17 protein-coding genes are annotated in these 18,961 nt (G+C 65.1%); 12 read left to right on the top strand and 5 right to left on the bottom strand.

Annotated elements, in window-relative coordinates; genetic code table 11:
• Nucleotides 1-37 precede the first annotated feature (37 nt).
• The 4 genes from MKAN_RS17350 (at nt 38) to MKAN_RS17335 (ending at nt 3,891) form a co-directional block, all read left to right on the top strand.
• A complete protein-coding gene (locus MKAN_RS17350; RefSeq protein WP_023370351.1) occupies nt 38-2,056 on the top strand; it encodes a prolyl oligopeptidase family serine peptidase in 2,019 nt (672 codons plus the stop codon).
• A gap of 79 nt (nt 2,057-2,135) precedes the next feature.
• Nucleotides 2,136-2,384, top strand: coding sequence for a DedA family protein (locus tag MKAN_RS17345; RefSeq protein WP_023370349.1), 249 nt, complete (start codon nt 2,136-2,138; stop codon nt 2,382-2,384).
• Nucleotides 2,385-2,426: 42 nt separating this feature from the next.
• Complete coding sequence (locus MKAN_RS17340; RefSeq protein WP_023370347.1) at nt 2,427-3,365, top strand: crotonase/enoyl-CoA hydratase family protein; 939 nt, start codon at nt 2,427-2,429, stop codon at nt 3,363-3,365.
• Nucleotides 3,366-3,441: 76 nt separating this feature from the next.
• Nucleotides 3,442-3,891 carry a DUF5078 domain-containing protein gene (locus tag MKAN_RS17335; RefSeq protein WP_023370345.1) on the top strand — a complete coding sequence of 150 codons (450 nt, stop codon included), beginning with the start codon at nt 3,442-3,444 and terminating at the stop codon, nt 3,889-3,891.
• Between the two features lie 104 nt (nt 3,892-3,995).
• On the opposite strand, the gene MKAN_RS17330 is transcribed toward MKAN_RS17335, so the two are convergent.
• The 3 genes from MKAN_RS17330 to MKAN_RS17320 form a co-directional block, all read right to left on the bottom strand.
• Complete coding sequence (locus MKAN_RS17330) at nt 3,996-6,890, bottom strand: MMPL/RND family transporter (protein ID WP_036394785.1); 2,895 nt, start codon at nt 6,888-6,890, stop codon at nt 3,996-3,998.
• A gap of 80 nt (nt 6,891-6,970) precedes the next feature.
• Entirely contained in the window at nt 6,971-7,417 is a 447-nt protein-coding gene (locus tag MKAN_RS17325; RefSeq protein ID WP_023370341.1) for an MmpS family transport accessory protein, read from the bottom strand.
• 253 nt (nt 7,418-7,670) lie between these two features.
• Nucleotides 7,671-8,357, bottom strand: coding sequence for a TetR/AcrR family transcriptional regulator (locus MKAN_RS17320; protein ID WP_036394696.1), 687 nt, complete (start codon nt 8,355-8,357; stop codon nt 7,671-7,673).
• Nucleotides 8,358-8,701: 344 nt separating this feature from the next.
• On the opposite strand from MKAN_RS17320, the gene MKAN_RS17315 reads away from it, so the two are divergent.
• The 8 genes from MKAN_RS17315 to MKAN_RS17280 are packed head-to-tail and all read left to right on the top strand — an operon-like array spanning nt 8,702 to nt 17,465.
• Nucleotides 8,702-9,121, top strand: a complete 420-nt coding sequence (locus tag MKAN_RS17315; protein ID WP_023370337.1) for an MmpS family transport accessory protein — start codon at nt 8,702-8,704, stop codon at nt 9,119-9,121.
• Nucleotides 9,118-12,024 (top strand): MMPL/RND family transporter, encoded by a 2,907-nt coding sequence (locus MKAN_RS17310; protein WP_023370335.1) that lies wholly within the window; start codon nt 9,118-9,120, stop codon nt 12,022-12,024. Before MKAN_RS17315 ends, MKAN_RS17310 begins: the two co-directional genes overlap by 4 nt.
• Nucleotides 12,025-12,076: 52 nt before the next feature.
• A complete protein-coding gene (locus MKAN_RS17305; protein ID WP_023370333.1) occupies nt 12,077-13,393 on the top strand; it encodes an NAD(P)/FAD-dependent oxidoreductase in 1,317 nt (438 codons plus the stop codon).
• Nucleotides 13,387-14,094 carry a DUF1365 domain-containing protein gene (locus MKAN_RS17300; protein WP_023370331.1) on the top strand — a complete coding sequence of 236 codons (708 nt, stop codon included), beginning with the start codon at nt 13,387-13,389 and terminating at the stop codon, nt 14,092-14,094. Before MKAN_RS17305 ends, MKAN_RS17300 begins: the two co-directional genes overlap by 7 nt.
• Nucleotides 14,091-15,371, top strand: coding sequence for a class I SAM-dependent methyltransferase (locus MKAN_RS17295; RefSeq protein ID WP_023370329.1), 1,281 nt, complete (start codon nt 14,091-14,093; stop codon nt 15,369-15,371). Before MKAN_RS17300 ends, MKAN_RS17295 begins: the two co-directional genes overlap by 4 nt.
• 17 nt (nt 15,372-15,388) lie before the next feature.
• Nucleotides 15,389-16,162 (top strand): DUF1295 domain-containing protein, encoded by a 774-nt coding sequence (locus tag MKAN_RS17290; protein WP_036394780.1) that lies wholly within the window; start codon nt 15,389-15,391, stop codon nt 16,160-16,162.
• A 44-nt stretch (nt 16,163-16,206) separates the two neighbouring features.
• Nucleotides 16,207-16,770 (top strand): sigma-70 family RNA polymerase sigma factor, encoded by a 564-nt coding sequence (locus MKAN_RS17285; RefSeq protein ID WP_036394777.1) that lies wholly within the window; start codon nt 16,207-16,209, stop codon nt 16,768-16,770.
• Nucleotides 16,767-17,465: an anti-sigma factor gene (locus tag MKAN_RS17280; protein WP_023370322.1), complete on the top strand. Its 699-nt coding sequence runs from the start codon at nt 16,767-16,769 to the stop codon at nt 17,463-17,465. The genes MKAN_RS17285 and MKAN_RS17280 overlap by 4 nt, the downstream gene beginning before the upstream one ends.
• Nucleotides 17,466-17,527: 62 nt before the next feature.
• On the opposite strand, the gene MKAN_RS17275 is transcribed toward MKAN_RS17280, so the two are convergent.
• Together MKAN_RS17275 and MKAN_RS17270 are read right to left on the bottom strand one after the other, a co-directional pair.
• Complete coding sequence (locus MKAN_RS17275) at nt 17,528-18,385, bottom strand: hypothetical protein (RefSeq protein WP_023370320.1); 858 nt, start codon at nt 18,383-18,385, stop codon at nt 17,528-17,530.
• Between the two features lie 21 nt (nt 18,386-18,406).
• On the bottom strand, nt 18,407-18,949 hold the full coding sequence (locus MKAN_RS17270) for a mycothiol transferase (RefSeq protein ID WP_036444070.1): 543 nt from the start codon (nt 18,947-18,949) through the stop codon (nt 18,407-18,409).
• Nucleotides 18,950-18,961 lie beyond the last annotated feature (12 nt).

The following is an 18,961-nucleotide window of genomic DNA, read 5'->3' as shown; positions in this document are numbered from 1 at the left end:
TACAGCTCACACTACCGCCGGGGTCAGAATGGCTTCCATGACATCTGAGGCGCCGGACGACCCGTACTTGTGGCTTGAAGACGTCACCGGCGAGAGCGCACTCGACTGGGTGCGCGCACGCAACGGGCCCGCCATGGCGCAGTTCTGCAGCGGCGAGTTCGAGCGGATGCGGGCCGAGGCGCTCGAGGTGCTCGACACCGACACCCGAATCCCCTACGTGGTGCGCCGCGGCGATTACCTGTACAACTTCTGGCGCGACGCCGCCAACCCGCGCGGGCTGTGGCGGCGCACCACGCTGGACAGCTACCGCGCCGACAAGCCGGAATGGGATGTCCTGATCGATGTCGACGAACTCGGTCGGGTGGACGGCCGGAAATGGGTGTGGGCCGGCGCCGGCGTCATCGAGCCCGACCACACCCTGGCCCTGGTCAGCCTGTCCCCAGGCGGGTCGGATGCGTCCGTCGTGCGTGAATTCGATATGCGCACACGCCAATTCGTCGACGGCGGATTCGAGCTGCCGGAAGCCAAGTCCCAAATCACCTGGCAAGACCCGGATACCGTGCTGGTGGGCACCGACTTCGGCGCCGATTCGCTCACCGAATCCGGCTACCCCCGCGTGGTCAAGCGATGGCGCCGGGGCACCCCGCTGGCCGAGGCGCAGACGGTGTTCGAGGGCGCCCGCGCCGACGTGCGCGTCATGGCGTCGGTGGATCGAACCCCTGGCTTCGAGCGCACCATGATTGCGCGTGCCCTCGACTTCTGGAACGACGAGGTCTACGAGCTGCGCGGCGCGGAGCTGATCCGTATCGATGCGCCCACCGACGCCAGCGTGTCCGTGCACCGCCAGTGGCTACTGATCGAACTGCGCACCGACTGGACGCTCGGCGCCACCACCTATACCGCAGGTTGCCTGCTGGCCGCTCACTACGACGAATTCCTTGCTGGCACGGCGCAATTGAACGTGGTATTCGAGCCGGACCCACATACCGCCCTGTATCAGTACACGTGGACCCGTGACCGGCTGCTGATCGTGACGCTGGCGGACGTGGCCAGCCGCGTCGAAATCGCCACCCCGGGCGACTGGCGCCGCGAACCGTTGTCGGGCATCCCGGCAGCGGCCCACACCGTCGTCGTCACCGCCGACAGCCACGGTAACGAATTGTTCCTCGACTCCAGCGGGTTCGACCGGCCGTCACGACTGCTGCGCGGCACCGACGACGGGCAACTCGCCGAGATCAAATCTGCACCGACGTTCTTCGACGCCGGAAATCTCACGGTGGCACAGCATTTCACCGACTCCGACGACGGGACGCCCATCCCGTATTTTGTCGTGCGACCCGCGAACGCCGACGGACCCGGCCCGACGCTGCTCAGCGGCTACGGCGGATTCGAGGTGCCCAGGACACCCGCATACGATGGCGTGCTGGGCCGGTTGTGGCTGGCCCGCGGCGGCACCTACGTGCTGGCCAACATTCGCGGCGGCGGTGAGTACGGACCCGGCTGGCACACCCAGGCGATGCGCGCGGACCGGCACAAGGTGGCCGAGGACTTCGCCGCCGTCGCAACGGATTTGGTGAAACGCGAGATCACCACCGTCGCGCAGCTCGGCGCCCGGGGTGGCAGCAACGGCGGGCTGCTGATGGGAATCATGCTGACCAAGTACCCGGAGAAATTCGGCGCGCTGGTCTGCGATGTGCCGCTGCTGGACATGAAGCGCTATCACCTGCTGTTGGCCGGAGCCTCCTGGATGGCCGAATACGGCGACCCCGACAATCCCGAAGACTGGGAATTCATCTCCGAATACTCGCCGTACCAGAATATTTCGGTCGAGCGGCAGTATCCGCCGGTGCTGTTGACCACCTCCACGCGTGATGACCGCGTCCACCCGGGCCACGCTCGCAAGATGACGGCAGCGCTGGAAGCCGCCGGCCATCGTGTCTGGTACTACGAGAACATCGAGGGCGGGCACGCCGGCGCGGCCGACAACGAGCAGCTGGCCTTCAGATCGGCGCTGAGTTACTCATTCCTGCACCAGATGCTGGGCGGCCGCGGGTAACCGCACTGGTCGTGGTCGCGACGTCTAGCGGCGCCGATCTCTGGGCACCCTTACGCGGCCGTCAATCGCGCTGGTCAGGGTGGAGGGCTTCGGGGTAGCGCTGCCCGGCCAAACGATCCCGATCGCGGCCGGGCTGTACGCCCGCACCGGACAGTTGAACCTCGTGGCCGTCCTGGCGCTCGGCATCCTGGCGACCGAGCGTTTCTTCGCCAGGCGCGGCGCCATTTTCGTGGCCGGCGCACGGTTCATCGACGGGCTGCGCCAGGACGACGGGATCGTTGCCGGGGTGGCCCACATGCGCTGGTGTCTCCCGCTGAACCGCGCTTGAGACTGCTTGACACTGAAGTCCCCCAGCGGCTTCGCTTCGGCTATGTCTTTTTCCCGGCCTGTTCCCCCGTCCATACCCGACTTCGAAACGCTGCTCTACGCCACGGCCGGGCCGGTCGCCACCATCACGTTGAATCGCCCGGAACACCTCAACACCATCGTTCCGCCCATGCCCGACGAGATCGAGGCCGCGGTGGGGCTGGCCGAACGCGACCGGGACATCAAAGTCATCGTGCTGCGCGGCGCCGGACGCGCCTTCTCCGGCGGTTACGACTTCGGCGGTGGCTTCCAGCACTGGAGTGAGGCCATGATGACCGACGGCAGGTGGGATCCGGGTAAGGATTTCGCGATGGTCAGCGCCCGCGAGACGGGCCCGACCCAGAAGTTCATGGCGATCTGGCGGGCGTCGAAGCCGGTGATCGCGCAGGTGCACGGCTGGTGCGTGGGCGGCGCCAGCGACTATGCGTTGTGCGCCGACATCGTGATCGCCAGCAACGACGCCGTGATCGGCACCCCGTACAGCCGCATGTGGGGGGCCTATCTGACCGGGATGTGGCTGTACCGGCTGAGCCTGGCCAAGGTCAAATGGCACGCGCTGACCGGCCGGCCGCTCACCGGTGTCCAGGCCGCCGAAGTCGAGCTGATCAACGAGGCGGTGCCCTTCGAGCGCCTCGAGGCCCGCGTCGCCGAGATCGCCACCGAGCTGGCGCGAATCCCGTTGTCGCAGCTACAGGCCCAGAAGCTGATCGTCAATCAGGCCTACGAGAACATGGGACTGGCGTCCACCCAGACGTTGGGCGGCATTCTCGACGGCCTGATGCGCAACACCCCCGACGCACTCGAGTTCATCAAGACCGCCGAAACCCAGGGGGTACGGGCCGCGATCGAGCGCCGCGACGGCCCGTTCGGCGACTACAGCCAAGCTCCGCCGGAGCTGCGGCCCGACCCGAACCACGTGATCGTCCCTGATGGCAATGCATAGTGAGACGGGCTAGCAATGTGACCGAATGTGACTGCCGACGCTATGCCCGGGCCCCGAAAGTGTTACGGTGACAACTATGTCTCGGCTGAGTTCCGGCCTGCGCGCAGGCGTTGTTTTTCTCGCGTTGGGCGTCGCCGCAGTGGTCGCCCCGACGACCGCGGCGGCCGATTCCACGGACGACTTTCCGATCCCTCGCCGGATGATCGCCACCACCTGCGATGCCGAACAAATATTGGCGGCCACCAGGGATACCAGTCCGGTGTACTACGAGCGGTACATGATCGACTACAACAACCATGCGCAGTACCAGCAGGCGACCCAGGACAAGGTGCACTGGTTCTTCTCGTTGTCACCCGCGGACCGCCGGGATTACTCCGAGCACTTTTACGACTCCATCGATCCGCTGTGGTGGGGCTGGCGCAACCACATGAAGATTTTCTTCAACAACAAGGGCGTGGTCGCCAAGTCCACCGAGGTGTGCAACCAATACCCGCCCGGCGACATGTCGGTGTGGAACTGGGGGTAGGCGCCGCCGTTCGCCGAGGTCGACGGCAGCGCGAGGTTTTCGCATGTTCTTGCGGCTGGCGTCAATCGCGCTGTCGCTCAAAATGATTGATCCCCGTCAGTAATTCAGTAATGCGGAGTGCTCACCGGGAATCGATCGGTGTCCGCGGTTCCGGAGGGGTTTGCGGACTTGCCGTCGCGGGGCAGCAACAGGGCACGAACCAAGGGTCGCGGGCCGTAAGGCCGAAGTAGCTGGCTGGCCGGGCGCGTGCGCACCCGCTGCGGCCACCAGAACCAGCGGCCCATCAGCGCCGCCACCGACGGCATCATGAACGACCGCACAATCAGCGTGTCGAACAACAGACCCAGTGCGATCGTCGTTCCCACCTGTCCGATCACCTTCAGATCACTGAAGACGAACGAGGCCATGGTGGCGGCGAAGACCAGGCCCGCGGAAGTCACCACCGCACCGGTGCCGGCCATCGAGCGAATGATCCCGGTCTTTATCCCGGCGCCGATTTCCTCCTTGAAGCGCGATACCAGCAGCAGGTTGTAGTCCGATCCGACGGCCAGCAGCAGGATGACCGACATCGCCAGCACCATCCAGTGCAATTCGAAACCGAGGATGTCCTGCCAGACCAGAACCGAAAGCCCGAATGAGGCACCCAACGACAACAGCACCGTACCGACAATGGTGAAGGCCGCCACCACGCTTCGGGTAATGACCAGCATGATGATGAAAATCAAACTGGCGGCGGCAATTCCGGCGATCATGAGATCCCATTTGGAGCCGTCGCGCATATCCTTGAAGACCGCGGCGGTTCCACCGAGATAGATCTTGGCGCCCTCCAGCGGAGTTCCCTTGATGGCCTCCTTGGCCGCCTTCAAGATCGGTTCGACGTGTGAGATGCCTTCGGGGGTGGCCGGGTCACCTTCGTGGGAAATGATGAAGCGAACCGCATGCCCATCCGGCGACAAGAACATCTTCAGGCCCCGCTTGAAGTCGGGGTTGTCGAAAACCTCCGGCGGAATGTAGAACGAGTCGTCGTTACGCGACGCGTCGAACGCCTGCCCCATCGCCGTCGAATTCTTGGACATCTCGTCCATTTGGTCATACAGCGACGACATCGAGCTGTGCATGGTCAGCATCATCGTCTTCATCGTCTTCATGGTCGCGATCTGCGGCGGCAACTGGGCAAGCATCTGCGGCATCAACACGTCCAATTGATCCAGGTTGCCGGAAAGTTCCGCCAGCTTCTCGTCGATCTGGTCCAGACCGTCCAGCGCATCGAATATCGACCGCAGCGACCAGCAGATCGGAATGTCGTAGCAGTGCCGCTCCCAATAGAAGTAACTGCGAATCGGCCGCCAGAAATCGTCGAAATCGGCTATGTGATCCCGCAATTGGTTGGTGATGACGACCATTTCGTGCGTCAAGACATCCATATTGTGGGTGACTTTCACCGTCTGGGCCATGATGTCGTACATGTGCTGCATGGTGTCGATCGACTGCTGCATCGCGTCGGCCTGGGTCAGCATGTCGGCCATCCGCTGCTTCATGTACTGCATGTTCTCGACCTGGACAGTGTTTTGCATGCTGATCTGAAACGGAATCGAGGTGTGCTCGATTGGCCTGCCCAACGGCCGGGTGATCGCCTGCACCCGCGAAATACCGGGCACATGAAAGACCGCTTTGGCGATCCGGTCGATGACCAGCATGTCGGCCGGATTGCGCATATCGTGATCGGTTTCCACCAGGAGCAGCTCCGGATTCATCCGGGCCTGAGAGAAATGACGACCGGCAGCTGTGTAACCCACATTGGCAGGGGTCCACGGCGGCAGATACTTCTTACTGTCGTAATTCGTCTTGTACCCCGGCAGGGCAAGCAGCCCGATCAGGGCGATCGCGATGGACACGGCCAGGATCGGTCCGGGCCAGCGCACGATGGCGGTGCCCACCCTTCGCCAGCCCCGGGTCCGCATCTTGCGCTTGGGGTCGAAGATCTTGAAGTAGCTGCCGACGACCAGCACGGCCGGCCCCAGGGTGAGTGCGGCAAGCACCGCCACCAGCATTCCTATTGCGCACGGGGCGCCCAGTGTCTGGAAATAGGGAAGCCGGGTGAAGCTCAGGCAATACATCGCGCCGGCAATCGTGAGGCCGGAGCCGAGGACCACGTGCGCGGTTCCGTGGAACATCGTGTAGAAAGCCTTTTCCCGGTCCTCACCGAGGCCGCGCGCCTCCTGATATCGGCCGAGCACGAAGATCGCATAGTCGGTGCCGGCCGCGATCGCCATCAGCACCAGCAGATTAACCGCAAAGGTGGAAAGCCCGATGATGTTGTAATGACCCAGGAAAGCAACGACTTGCCGGGCCGCCATCAACTCGATTCCGACCATCACCAGCACCAGTAGCACCTGGACAATGGATCGGTATACGAACAGCAGCATCACGATGATCACCAGAAAGGTGATCATCGTGACTTTCTTGACGCCTTTGTCGCCGGACGTGGACTGATCGGCGGTGAGCGCGGCTGCGCCGGTGACATATGCCTTGACACCCGGCGGGGCCGGAACGCTGTCGACGATCTTGCGCACCGCTTCGACGGATTCGTTGGCCAGCGACTCGCCCTGGTTACCGGCCAGGTTCAGCTGGACGTAGGCCGCCTTGCCGTCGGGGCTCTGTGAACCGGCCGCCGTCAGCGGATCGCCCCAGAAATCCTGGATGTGCTGAACGTGTTTGGTGTCGGCGGAAAGTCTGCGGATCAGTTCGTCGTAATAGTGGTGGGCGGCGTCGTCGAGCGGCTTGTCGCCTTCCAGCACGATCATCACCGAGCTGTCGGTGTTGAATTCATGGAAGACTTTGCCGATGCGCTTCATCGCGACCATCGACTCCGCGTCATTGGGACTCAATGACACGGTGTGGTCTTTGCCCACCTGTTCCAGCGACGGGACGAAAATGCTGAGAACGACGACGAGTCCGATCCAGAGCAGCACGATCGGCACCGCAAGGCGGTGAATCATCCGGGCAAACGAGGGCCGTTTCCCGGCCCCGTTTCGGGATTGGTCGGCGGGACTGTTTCCCGTGGTCGCCTGGATCTCACTCATGCCGATTTCACCAGGCAGAAGGTTTGGGCGTTCACTTGGTTCTCGGACCTTTCGTCCTTGACTTCGCCGTTGACGATGATGCGGCAACCGATCTGGTCGCTGTTGCCCTGCGCCACCACGTTGACGCTCACCGAGGGCAATGTCGTCGTGACGGAGAGCGTCCAGGGCAGCGGCACGTTGCTGACCCGCTGGGGTTGCGCATTGATGTCCAAGTAGTTGATGTTGGCGATGGTTCCAGGGGGACCGAACACCTCATAAACCACGTGCTTGGGGTTGAACGGCTTGATGTCGTCGGCAATGCCGCTGGTGATCGGTCCCTTGTCCGTGTAGCCGAAAAAGCCGCGTAGCCGGTAGACGCTGAAGCCCGCAACCGCGACCACGGCAACGATGACGAGCGGGATCCACACCCGCTTCAGCGCGCTGGCAACCGAAATCCTTGCCACCGATCACCTTCCGCTTGCCGGGGCCGGGACCACGGGTCCGAGCGCTTCGCCCATCGCACACGCCGAGTTTGTCGAACGAATCCAGGGAGCAAACCCGAGACGGCTGGCAACGGCCGGGGTTCGTGGCCATCCCACCCAGGTGGTTTGTTGCACTAAGTATCTTAAACGTACCCGTTGCGGGCTGGAGAACCTCGCCCTCGCGACGGTCCCAGCCGGTTGTGATCTACTCACGAAACTCTCCATCCTCGGTGGCTCAGGAACATTCGGCGGTGAGGCCGAAACAGGTCGCGGTGAGGAGCCGGGTGAGGGCGGAGGCGAAGTCGAGGTTCCACTCGGGCGGCAGGACGTCCGGCTCCTCGGCGTAGGCGTCGGTGAGCCGCTCCGGCGGATTGGCGATCTGCCACAGCGTGGCCGCCAACGAGTAAGCGGCCAGCAGAATGTCGAAGGCCCCGGAACGCCCGAGCGATGGCAGCGCGTTCTCGATCGCGTCCGCGAGCGCGATCACCGCGGCGGTGCTGGTGCGCTTTACCTCGACCACCCGGTCGACGTCCACCTCGTGCTCGAGGTGCAGGTGAAGATTGGCCAGCAAGTCGCAGAACAGCGGATCGGCGGCCAAGCCGTCGGCCAGGGCCGCGGCCACCCGGGAATGCGACATCGGGCCGGGCTCGCTCAAGCTCTCGCATACCGTCTTCGACCACCGCACCCAGCCCTCGGCAGCGAGGTGGAGCAGGACCTCCTTGTGGGAGGTGAAATAGCGGCGCACCGCCGAGTAGTGAATGCCGGCGCGGTTGGCGACGGCGGTCAAGGTCACCGACGCCACCCCGGTTTCTGATGCCAGCGAACGCGCCGCTTCCATCAACGCCGCGGCACGTCGGCGTTTGTTCTCCTCGGTACGGGCGCGCCGGAACGTCAGTTGCGCCACTGGCAGAGGATAACGCACATCACGTGATTTGCGAGCGGTGAGCCGACCGGGTAGCGTGCCGTTACGCACGTGACATGCGTTACACCGCCGCCATGCGGGGGAAGGAGCCGCGCCCCACTCCACAATGGTTTACTTAGGCAAGGCTAGGCACAGTAATGGCGGCTCTGGGTGATTCAGGGTGACCCGCGACCAGTAGCCGGTCGCGGCCACCGGCATCGCCGATCGGCTGCGTCGCGACCGATCGGGCGCGCCGCGGTGCCTTGTCGTTGAAAGCCGTTGAAAGCTGGGAAGGACTTCGAAGGGGCGGGTATGGTTCGCCCGTAGCAAATACCAACTGGCGAAAGGGACTTGAGATCTTCAAGGTGCTGTCGCGGACATGGATCGCGCTGGTAATCCTGGCGGTGGTCATCGCCGGGGGGTTCACCGTGCACCGGATTCGCGGCTTCTTCGCATCCGAGAAACGCGCGTCGTATTCCGACAGCAACCTCGACAGCAAGCCGTTCAACCCCAAGCAGATCACCTACGAAGTCTTCGGCCCACCCGGAACGGTCGCCGACATCAGCTATTTCGATGTCAATTCCGACCCGCAACGGGTCGATCAAGCGGTGCTACCGTGGTCGTTGCACTTCACCACGAACTTGGCGGCAGTGATGGGAAACCTTGTGGCCCAAGGTGATAGCGACAGCATCGGTTGCCGGATCACCGTGGACGGCGTGGTCAAGGCGGAGAAGGTTTCGCACGAGGTCAATGCCTACACCTACTGCCTGGTGAAGTCGGCGTGACCATCAAGTACGCGAACGACCCCGGCACCGGCACCCATGCCGAAAAGCCGTTGATCGCGCGGATCATCCACGCGTTTGCGGTGCCGATCATCCTCGGCTGGATCGCGATCTGTGTTGCGCTCAGCGTTTTCATCCCGTCGCTGGAAGAAGTCGGACAAGAGCGCTCGGTGTCCCTGAGCCCCAAGGAAGCGCCGTCCTACCAGGCCATGAAGCACATCGGTCAGGCGTTCAACGAAGGCAATACCGACAGTGTCGCCATGATCGTCTTGGAGGGCAAACAGCCGCTCGGCGACGAAGCCCACAAGTATTACGACGCCCTCATCCGCAAACTGCGAGCCGATACCAAGCATGTCCAGAGTGTCCAAGACTTCTGGGGTGATCCGCTCACGGCCGCGGGGGCACAAAGCAACGACGGTAAAGCCACCTACGTCCAGTTGAATCTCGCCGGCAACCAAGGTGAGCCGCTGGCCAACGAGTCCGTGGAAGCGGTGCGCAAGATCGTCGCGGACACGCCGCGGCCGCCCGGGATCACGACGTACGTCACCGGAGCGGCGGCGCTGGTCGCCGACATGCACCATAGCGGCGACAAGTCGATGGTGAAGATCACCATCACTACCGTCGTCGTGATCTTCGTGATGTTGCTGCTGGTGTACCGCTCGCCGATCACCGTCATCATGCTGTTGCTGACGGTCGGGGTGGAATTGACCGCGGCCCGGGGAGTGGTCGCGCTGCTCGGACACACCGGCGCGATCGGACTGTCCACCTTTGCGGTCAGCCTGCTGACCTCATTGGCAATTGCCGCCGGCACCGACTACGGCATATTCATCTTCGGCCGCTACCAGGAGGCGCGCCAGGCCGGGGAAGACCGGGAAACGGCCTTCTACACGATGTACCGCGGCACCGCCCACGTCATCCTGGGCTCCGGCCTGACGATCGCGGGCGCCACGTTCTGCCTCAAGTTCGCCCGGATGCCCTATTTCGAAACCCTCGGTATCCCCTGTGCGGTGGGCATGCTGGTGGCGGTGTTCGCGGCGCTGACGCTGGGGCCCGCGGTGCTGACCGTCGGCAGCCGATTCGGGCTGTTCGACCCCAAGCGGCTGCTCAAGGTTCGGGGCTGGCGCCGGGTCGGCACGGTGGTGGTGCGGTGGCCGCTGCCCGTTCTGGCCGCCACGTGCGCCGTCGCCCTGGTCGGTCTGCTCGCGCTGCCCGGATATCGGACCAACTACAACGACCGCTCCTACCTGCCCAACTTCATCCCCGCCAACGAAGGGTTCGCCGCTGCGGAACGCCATTTCTCGCAGGCCCGGATGAAGCCGGACGTGTTGATGATCGAGTCCGATCACGACATGCGAAATCCCGCGGACTTTCTGGTGCTCGACAGGCTGGCCAAGGGAATCTTCCGGGTTCCCGGAATATCCCGGGTGCAGGCGATCACCAGACCCGACGGGACGGCGATGGACCATACGTCGATCCCGTTCCTGATCAGCATGCAAAACGCGGGTCAGGTGCAGACCCTGAAGTACCAGCGTGACCGGATCGACGACATGCTCAAGCAGGCTGACGAGATGGCCAAGACCATCACGATCATGAAGCAGATGTACAGCCTGATGTCACAGCTTGCCGAGAACACCCACCGCATCGTCGGCGACACCGAACAGATGCAGCAGATCACCAACGAGCTGCGCGACCATATCGCGGACTTCGATGATTTCTGGCGCCCGATCCGTAGCTACTTCTACTGGGAGAAGCACTGTTACGACATTCCCATCTGCTGGTCCTTCAGGTCGATATTCGACGCGCTGGACGGGCTCGACCAGGTTGACGAGAAACTCGGCGATCTGGTGGCCGATACCAAGAATATCGACCGGCTGATGCCGCAGATGCTGGCGACGTTCCCGCCGATGATCGACAGCATGGAGAGCATGCGGATCATGATGCTGACCATGCACAGCACCATGGCCGGCTTCTACGACCAGATGAACGAGATGAGCGAAAACTCGACCGCCATGGGAAAGGCGTTCGATGCCGCCAAGAACGACGACTCGTTCTACCTGCCGCCCGAGGTCTTCAAGAACAAAGATTTCCAGCGGGCCATGAAATCGTTCCTGTCACCCGACGGGCATAGCGCCCGCTTCATCATCTTGCATCGGGGAGATCCGCAATCACCCGAGGGAATCGCGAGCGTCAACGCGATACGCACCGCGGCCGAAGAGTCGCTGAAGGGAACCCCGTTGGAGGACGCCAAGATCTATCTGGCCGGGACGGCGGCCGTCTTCTACGACATCGCCGACGGGGCCAAATGGGACCTGCTGATCGCCGGGATTTCCTCGCTGTGCCTGATTTTCATCATCATGCTGATCTTGACCCGCGCCTTCGTTGCGGCGGCGGTGATCGTGGGCACGGTGGCGCTGTCACTGGGTGCCTCATTCGGGCTGTCGGTGCTGTTGTGGCAGCACATATTGAGCATCGAGTTGCACTACATGGTGCTCGCCATGTCCGTCATCGTGCTGCTGGCCGTGGGATCTGACTACAACCTGCTGCTGGTTTCCCGGTTCAAGGAGGAAATCGGCGCAGGGCTCAACACCGGCATCATTCGCGCGATGGGCGGCACCGGCAAGGTCGTGACCAACGCCGGGCTGGTGTTCGCGTTCACCATGGCCTCCATGGCCGTCAGCGATCTGCGGGTGATCGGCCAGGTGGGCACCACCATTGGCCTGGGTCTGCTGTTCGACACGCTGATCGTGCGCTCGTTCATGACGCCGTCGATCGCCGCGCTGCTGGGCCGCTGGTTCTGGTGGCCGATGAAGGTGCGTTCGCGGCCGGCCCGAATCCGTTCGGCACCAAGGGGTCCCGGGGAGGAGCCGCAAACCGACCGGCTGATGGCGATGAGCGGTGAACATTAGGGTCGGTTAGTTCCTCTCCCATCCGAGCTGCCGACGGTTCCGAATACCTGATGTGCAGCAAAGACATCCCGCGGGACGCTCGATAGCGGTCATCGGCAGCGGCGTCGCCGGCCTGACCGCCGCCTACGTGCTGTCCGGACATGACCGAGTCACCTTGTACGAGGCCGACACCCGGCTGGGCGGACACGCCCACACCCACTACGTCGATCGCGACGACGGGACGGGTAATGGCGGTCCGGTAGCCGTCGACTCCGCGTTTCTGGTGCACAACGACCGCACCTACCCGACGCTGTGCCGATTGTTCGACGACCTGGGTGTGGCCACCCAGGAGTCGGACATGTCGATGTCGGTACGCGCCGACGACATCGGCCTCGAATATGCCGGGGCACTGGGAGTCCGGGGACTGTTCGCATGCCGGCAGGCGCTGCGGCCCCGCTATCTGCTGATGCTCGCCGAGATTCTGCGCTTCCACCGCGCCGCATCCCGACTGCTGCGGGCGGAAGCAGGCGACGAACCAGAGACATTGGAGGCGTTCCTCAAGCGGCACCGCTTCTCGCCGTTTTTCATCGACTACTTCATCACTCCCCTGGTGGCCGCGGTGTGGTCGTGCGCGAGCGCAGATGCGTTGCGCTACCCGGCCCGGTATCTGTTCGTCTTCCTCGACCATCACGGGATGTTGTCGGTGTTCGGCTCGCCCACCTGGCGCACCGTCACCGGGGGTTCGGCGACCTACGTCCAGGCCATCGCCTCACGTCTGGCCGAGGTGTCGACGGGCGCACCGGTGCATTCGCTGCGCCGGGTCGCCGGCGGCGTGGTGGTCCGAGCCGGTCACGACGCCCCGCGAGAGTTCGATGCGGCCGTCGTCGCCGTCCATCCCGACCAGGCGCTGCTGCTACTCGACCAGCCGACCGCCTGGGAGCGCCATGTGCTTGGCGCCATCCCGTACTCGACGAACCGGGCCCAGCTGCACACCGACGAGTCGCTGCTGCCCCGCCACCCCGGCGCCCGCGCGTCGTGGAACTACCTGGTGACACCGGGCACCGAGCATGTGGTGGTCAGCTACGACGTCAGCAGGCTGATGCGCATCGACGACACCCGACGGTTCCTGGTCACCCTCGGCGGCCATGACCGCGTGGACCCAGGGGCGGTGCTTGCCGAGATGACCTACAGCCATCCGCTGTACACACCGGAATCGGTTGCGGCCCAACGTTTATTGCCCACCCTCGATGATGATCGAGTGGTGTTCGCCGGGGCCTACCACGGCTGGGGGTTCCACGAGGACGGCGCCGCCTCCGGGCTGCGTGCGGCCCGGAGGCTCGGGGCGGACTGGCCGGCCGCGACCCGAAGGGAGGTGGTGGTGCCATGCTGACTCCGGCGATCTACCGCACCACCATCACGCACTCGCGGCGCGCCCCGGTGCACCACTCGTTCGAATACCGAAGCTACAGCTGGTACGTCGACGTCGACGATCTGCCGCGGCTGCCCTGGTGGCTACGACCGTTCGCCCGATTTCGCGCCGACGACCACTTCACCGGGACGCCGCACGGTTCATTGCGCGACCGGTTGGAGGTGTTCTTCAACGATCGCGGTGTCGCCGTTCCCGACGGCCGGATCACCGCACTGCTGCAGGCGCGCGTGCTCGGGCATGTCTTCAACCCGTTGAGCATCTATTGGTGTCACGACCGTGACGGCCGGGTGCGCCATGTGGTGGCCGAAGTGCACAACACCTATGGAGAACGACACGCGTATCTGCTGCCGCCGGCCGAGTTGCCCGTGGTGACGGCCAAGAAGTTCTACGTCTCGCCGTTCAACGATGTCGACGGATACTACGTGGTACGGGCCCCACGGCCCGGCCGCGAGGTCGACGTCACGGTGGCATTACATCGGGACAACCATCGGGCGTTCCCGGTATTCAACGCGAACCTTCGCGGGACGCGACGTCCCGTGACGACCAAAGAAGTCGCTCTCATGCAATGCATTTCGCCGATGGCCCCGTTGGTGGTGGCCGCCCGTATCCGGATACAGGGGATCAAGTTGTGGTTACGTCGAGTTCCAGTGGTACCGCGATGAGCATCGAAACGATCGGAACACCTTCGGTCACAATAGATTCCGAGCGCTGGCCGGCTGTCGCCGAGGTGCCGGCCGGACCGGTCGCCGCGATGTCGGCGGCTATCGCCGACCGGCTGTTGCGTCGCGCCGTCGCCCGACTGCCGCTGCGACTGGTCTACCCGGATGGTACGGCGATCGGCGCGGGCGACGCCACATCGGCGACGCTGACGGTTCACCGCCCGCAGGCGCTGGCACGACGGATCGGACGGCACGGCCTGATCGGCTTCGGCGAGTCCTACCTGGCCGGTGACTGGTCGTCGGAGGATCTCACCAGGGTGCTGACGGTGCTGGCCGAGTCGGTGGCCGACCTGGTGCCGGGCCCGCTGCAGTGGCTGCGCCCGCTGGCGCCGGCGTTCGAGCCGACGCGGCGTGGTCCCAGCCGCGATCAGGCGCGCCGCAATGTCGCCGAGCACTATGATCTGTCGAACGACCTGTTCGCTGAGTTCCTCGACGAGACCATGACATATTCGTCCGCGCTGTTCGACGATCTTCCCGCCTCGTGGCCCGATTTGGCTGCCGCCCAACGGCGCAAGATCGATCGGCTGCTCGACCTGGCCGGTGTCGGACCGGGCAGCCGGGTGCTCGAGATCGGCACCGGCTGGGGCGAGCTGTGCATCCGAGCGGCCGCCCGCGGGGCGCGGGTGCGGTCGGTCACGTTATCGGTGGAGCAGCAGCGGCTGGCGCGTCAGCGGGTCGCCGCCGCGGGCCTGTCCCACCGGGTGCAGATCGACCTGTGCGACTACCGCGACGCCCGGTCGGGGCATGACCCTTATGACGCGATACTCTCGGTCGAGATGATCGAGGCCGTCGGATACCGCTCCTGGCCAACGTATTTCGCGACGCTGGACCAGCTGGTGCGTCCGGGCGGCCGAGTGGCGATCCAGGCGATCACCATGCCCCACGACCGGATGCTGGCCACCCGCAACACCCGCACCTGGATCCAGAAGTACATCTTCCCCGGCGGACTGTTGCCGTCCGCGGAGGCCATCGCGGCGATCACCGAGCGCCACACCAGCCTGCGCACGGTCGACACCGCCTCGCTGCGACCGCACTACGCCGAGACCCTGCGGCTCTGGCGGGAGCGGTTCGTCGAGCGACGAGACCGGTTGGCACACCTGGGTTTCGACGAGGTGTTCGCCCGGATGTGGGAGTTCTACCTGGCCTACTCCGAGGCGGGATTCCGGTCCGGGTACCTGGATGTCGTCCAGTGGACGTTCGAGCGCAAGGACGGCCGGTGAACGAGGCCGGCATCTTCCTGGTATCGGGCGCTTCGGCGCTGGCGCTGGCCGCGGTGCATTCGGCGACCTTCCTGATCGGCAGATGGCTCGGCCGCTACAACGTCGTCGACGTCGCCTGGGGGCTGGGGTTCATCGCAGTAGCAGTTGTGGCGGCCGTATTCGGCACCGGTGACCCGGCCCGGCGGTGGCTGCTGCTGGCGCTGGTGACGGTGTGGGGTCTGCGGCTGAGCTGGCACATGTACCGCAAGACCGCCGGCAAGGGTGAGGATCCCCGCTATGCCGATCTGCTGCGCGGTGCCACGACAGCTCAGGTGGTGCGCAAGGTCTTCGGACTGCAGGCCTTCCTCACGCTGTTCATCTCCTTCCCGCTGCAGCTGTCCGCGGTCACCGGGCCCACACCGAGGCCATTGCTGGCGGTCACCGCGGTGGGCGTGGCGCTGTGGCTGGTCGGGCTCGTCTTCGAAGCGCTCGGCGACCGCCAATTGCGGGCCTTCAAGTCCGACCCGGCCAATCGCGGGGCCATCATGGACCGCGGCCTGTGGGCCTGGACCCGCCACCCCAACTACTTCGGTGACGCCTGTGTCTGGTGGGGGTTGTGGCTGATCACCATCACCGGCTGGGTGCCGCTGCTCACGGTGGTCTCGCCGTTGTTGATGACCTACTTCCTGGTCGACGTAAGCGGGGCCCGGTTGACCGAGAAGTACATGAAAGGCCGTCCAGGTTTCGCCGAATACCAGCGTCGTACAGCGTATTTCGTGCCCCGACCACCGCGATCGGCCCGTCAGTTATGACCGGTTTGGCGATTTCGGTGCTGTCTGACGATAGGCTACCGTCGATGACGGGACCGCCACGGCTGAGCAGTGACCTCAGCGCCCTGTTGCACCAGATCGCACGGGGCGACTCCGATGCGTTCGCAACCTTCTACGACCAGACCAAAAGCCGGGTGTACGGACTGGTGGCGCGGGTGTTGCGGGATCCGGGCTACAGCGAGGAAACCACCCAGGAGATCTACCTCGAGGTGTGGCGCACGGCATCGGAGTACGACGCCGTCAAAGGCTCGCCGCTGGCCTGGTTGCTGACCATGGCACACCGACGCGCCATCGACCGGGTACGAGCCGAGCAAGCCGGCAGCCAGCGGGAGTCACGCTACGGCGTGGCCAACATCGACCCGGCGAGCGACGTCGTCGCCGACTCCGCGATCGCCGGTGACGAACGGCGCCGGGTCGCCGCATGCCTGGGCGGGCTGACCGACGCGCAGCGGGAGTGCATCGAAATGGCCTACTACGGCGGCCTGACGTACGCCGAGGTGTCGCACCGGCTGGCCACCAACCTGTCGACGATCAAATCGCGCATGCGTGACGCACTGCGTGGTTTGCGGAACTGCCTGGGTATGTCATGACCGAGCCGACCGATTTCGGACTGCTGGAGCTGGCGATCCCGTATGCCCTGCACGCGATGTCCGACGAGGAACGAGTCGACATCGAGCGCATGGTCGCCGCTGCACCCTCGGCGGTGACGGCCGCCTTCAACGAAGAAGTTCGCGCGGTTCGCGAGACCATGGCGATAGTGTCGGCGACGACGGCCACCGAACCGCCGGAACGTCTGCGCACGGCCGTCCTGGGCAGCGTCAATCCAGCCACCGGCCGCCGCCAGTCACGTTGGCGCACAGCTGTTTTCGCGTCCGCAGCCGCTGTGGTGGTGGGATTGGGCGCGTTCGGCCTGGGCACCGTGCTGCGGCCATCGCCACCCACCACGGTCGCCGAGCAGGTGCTGGGCGCACCGGATGTACAGACCGTCTCGCGCCCGTTGGGCAACGGGACCGCCACGGTGATGTTCTCCCACGACCGCAACGCCGGCGTGCTGGTGATGAACAACGTGCCACCACCGTCTCCGGGCACCGTGTACCAGATGTGGCTGTTGGGCGCCAACGGCCCGACCTCGGCGGGGACCATGGGCCCGGCGGCGGTGGCGCCGTCGACGAAGGCCACGCTGACCAACCTCGGGAACTCGACCGCGCTGGCGTTCACCGTCGAACCCGGCACCGGTTCCACGCAACCGACCGGCGCGATCTTGGCCGAGCTGCCGCTGCGGTGAGCCCCGGGTTCACCGAGATTGCCGCCACGGCTGCGATGCCGGTGTTAAACACGAAGTCCCGGTCACTTCCACAGGCTGCCCAGCACCGCGGCCAGCACGCCGAGCACCACCAGTGCCACACCGGCGACCAGCGTCAGGTTCAACCAGAGGTGCAGGCTGCTCTCCGCGGTACCAACCATGACGTCGGCCATCCGCCGGATATCGCCGGCGGTCCGGTCGAGCGCGTCGTCGACATAGTGGCTGCCGATTTCGATTCCGGCCCAGCCGGCGCCGCCGACGAGCAGCGCCGACACCCCAAGGCTGGCCAGCGCCTTGCCCCGGCGACGCGCGGTGAGCAGCATCAGCAACGCGCAGCTCGCACTCGAGGCCGCGGCGCCGACACTGATCCACGGCCCCCACACCGCCAGCCGCCGCAGCTGTCCCTGGTGCACCGGCTGAGGCGGCGACACCGTCAGCGGAACCTCCAGCGTCGCCGGCACCGTGACGTGGTAGCCGCTCAATACCTGCTGCATCGAGCTGTCGTTCAGCATCGGGGCCAGATCGACCACCCAGTGGTCACCGGTGCCGCCGGACCGCGGCTCGCCGAACAACCAGCCGTGCGCGACCCGGTTCGCCCGGGCGAACAGCGGCGGAAACGCCGGGCCGGCGGTGAAAGCGGCCGCGGCAGCGTGCACGGTCGAGCTGTCGACCGGATAGCTCGGATAGCTCGACCCCCTGCGCTCGGCGATGAGCGCGGTTGCGCGGGTGGTCAGTTCGGCCGCCATGGCGGACTGCAGAACGGGATCGGCCGCGGCGGTCCGGGCCAGCTCGGCGTAGCCGTCCTCGTCGATGATCGTGGTCTGCGCCCACGCCGCCGGCACCGCTACCGCCAGCGCGACCGTGGTGGCCAGCCAGAACACCACCGTCGCAACGAATCGCACGCTTTGAAACCTACTGGGCAGCTACTGCGCCTGCGGCACGATCCCGCGTAGGTAGGCGGCCTGGCCCAGATGTTGCGCGCAGTCGTCGATGATGCTGACCAAGCGCATGCTGGCGGTCACGGGTGGGTCCCAGTTGGTGTCGACCACGCGCGACAGCTCAGCTGCGGTCACTGCGGCCACGTACTCCAGGGTGAGCTGGTGGACCGCGTGGTAGTAACCAGACAGCAGGTCGGCCGGCGCGCGTACCTTGCCCACCTCGGCGGCGCTGTGCCCGTAGCCGGTGTCGTCGCGGGGCAGGTCCAGACCGAAGCGGTCGACCCAGCCGTCGCGGGTCCACACCTGCTCCACGCCGGCGATGTGCGCCACCTGAACGTCCTGGACGCGGGCGCTGTGCCAGAGCAGCCACGCAATGCTGTTGGCCTCGGGGGTAGGCCGGTAGTTGGCGACTTCGTCGGCGAGGCCGTCGGTGAGGTCGTCGGCGTGTTCGATCAACCGGGTGAACGCGTCGCGCAGCAGCTCCCGGGCCGGGGCATGGTTGGCATGGTTGGCATCGGGGCTGGCCATACCGGCGACCTT

Origin of the sequence: Mycobacterium kansasii ATCC 12478 (assembly GCF_000157895.3) — a bacterium.
Lineage (GTDB): Bacteria > Actinomycetota > Actinomycetes > Mycobacteriales > Mycobacteriaceae > Mycobacterium > Mycobacterium kansasii.
Note: the sequence above shows the minus strand (reverse complement) of the source record. Positions and strands in the feature narration are given on the sequence as shown.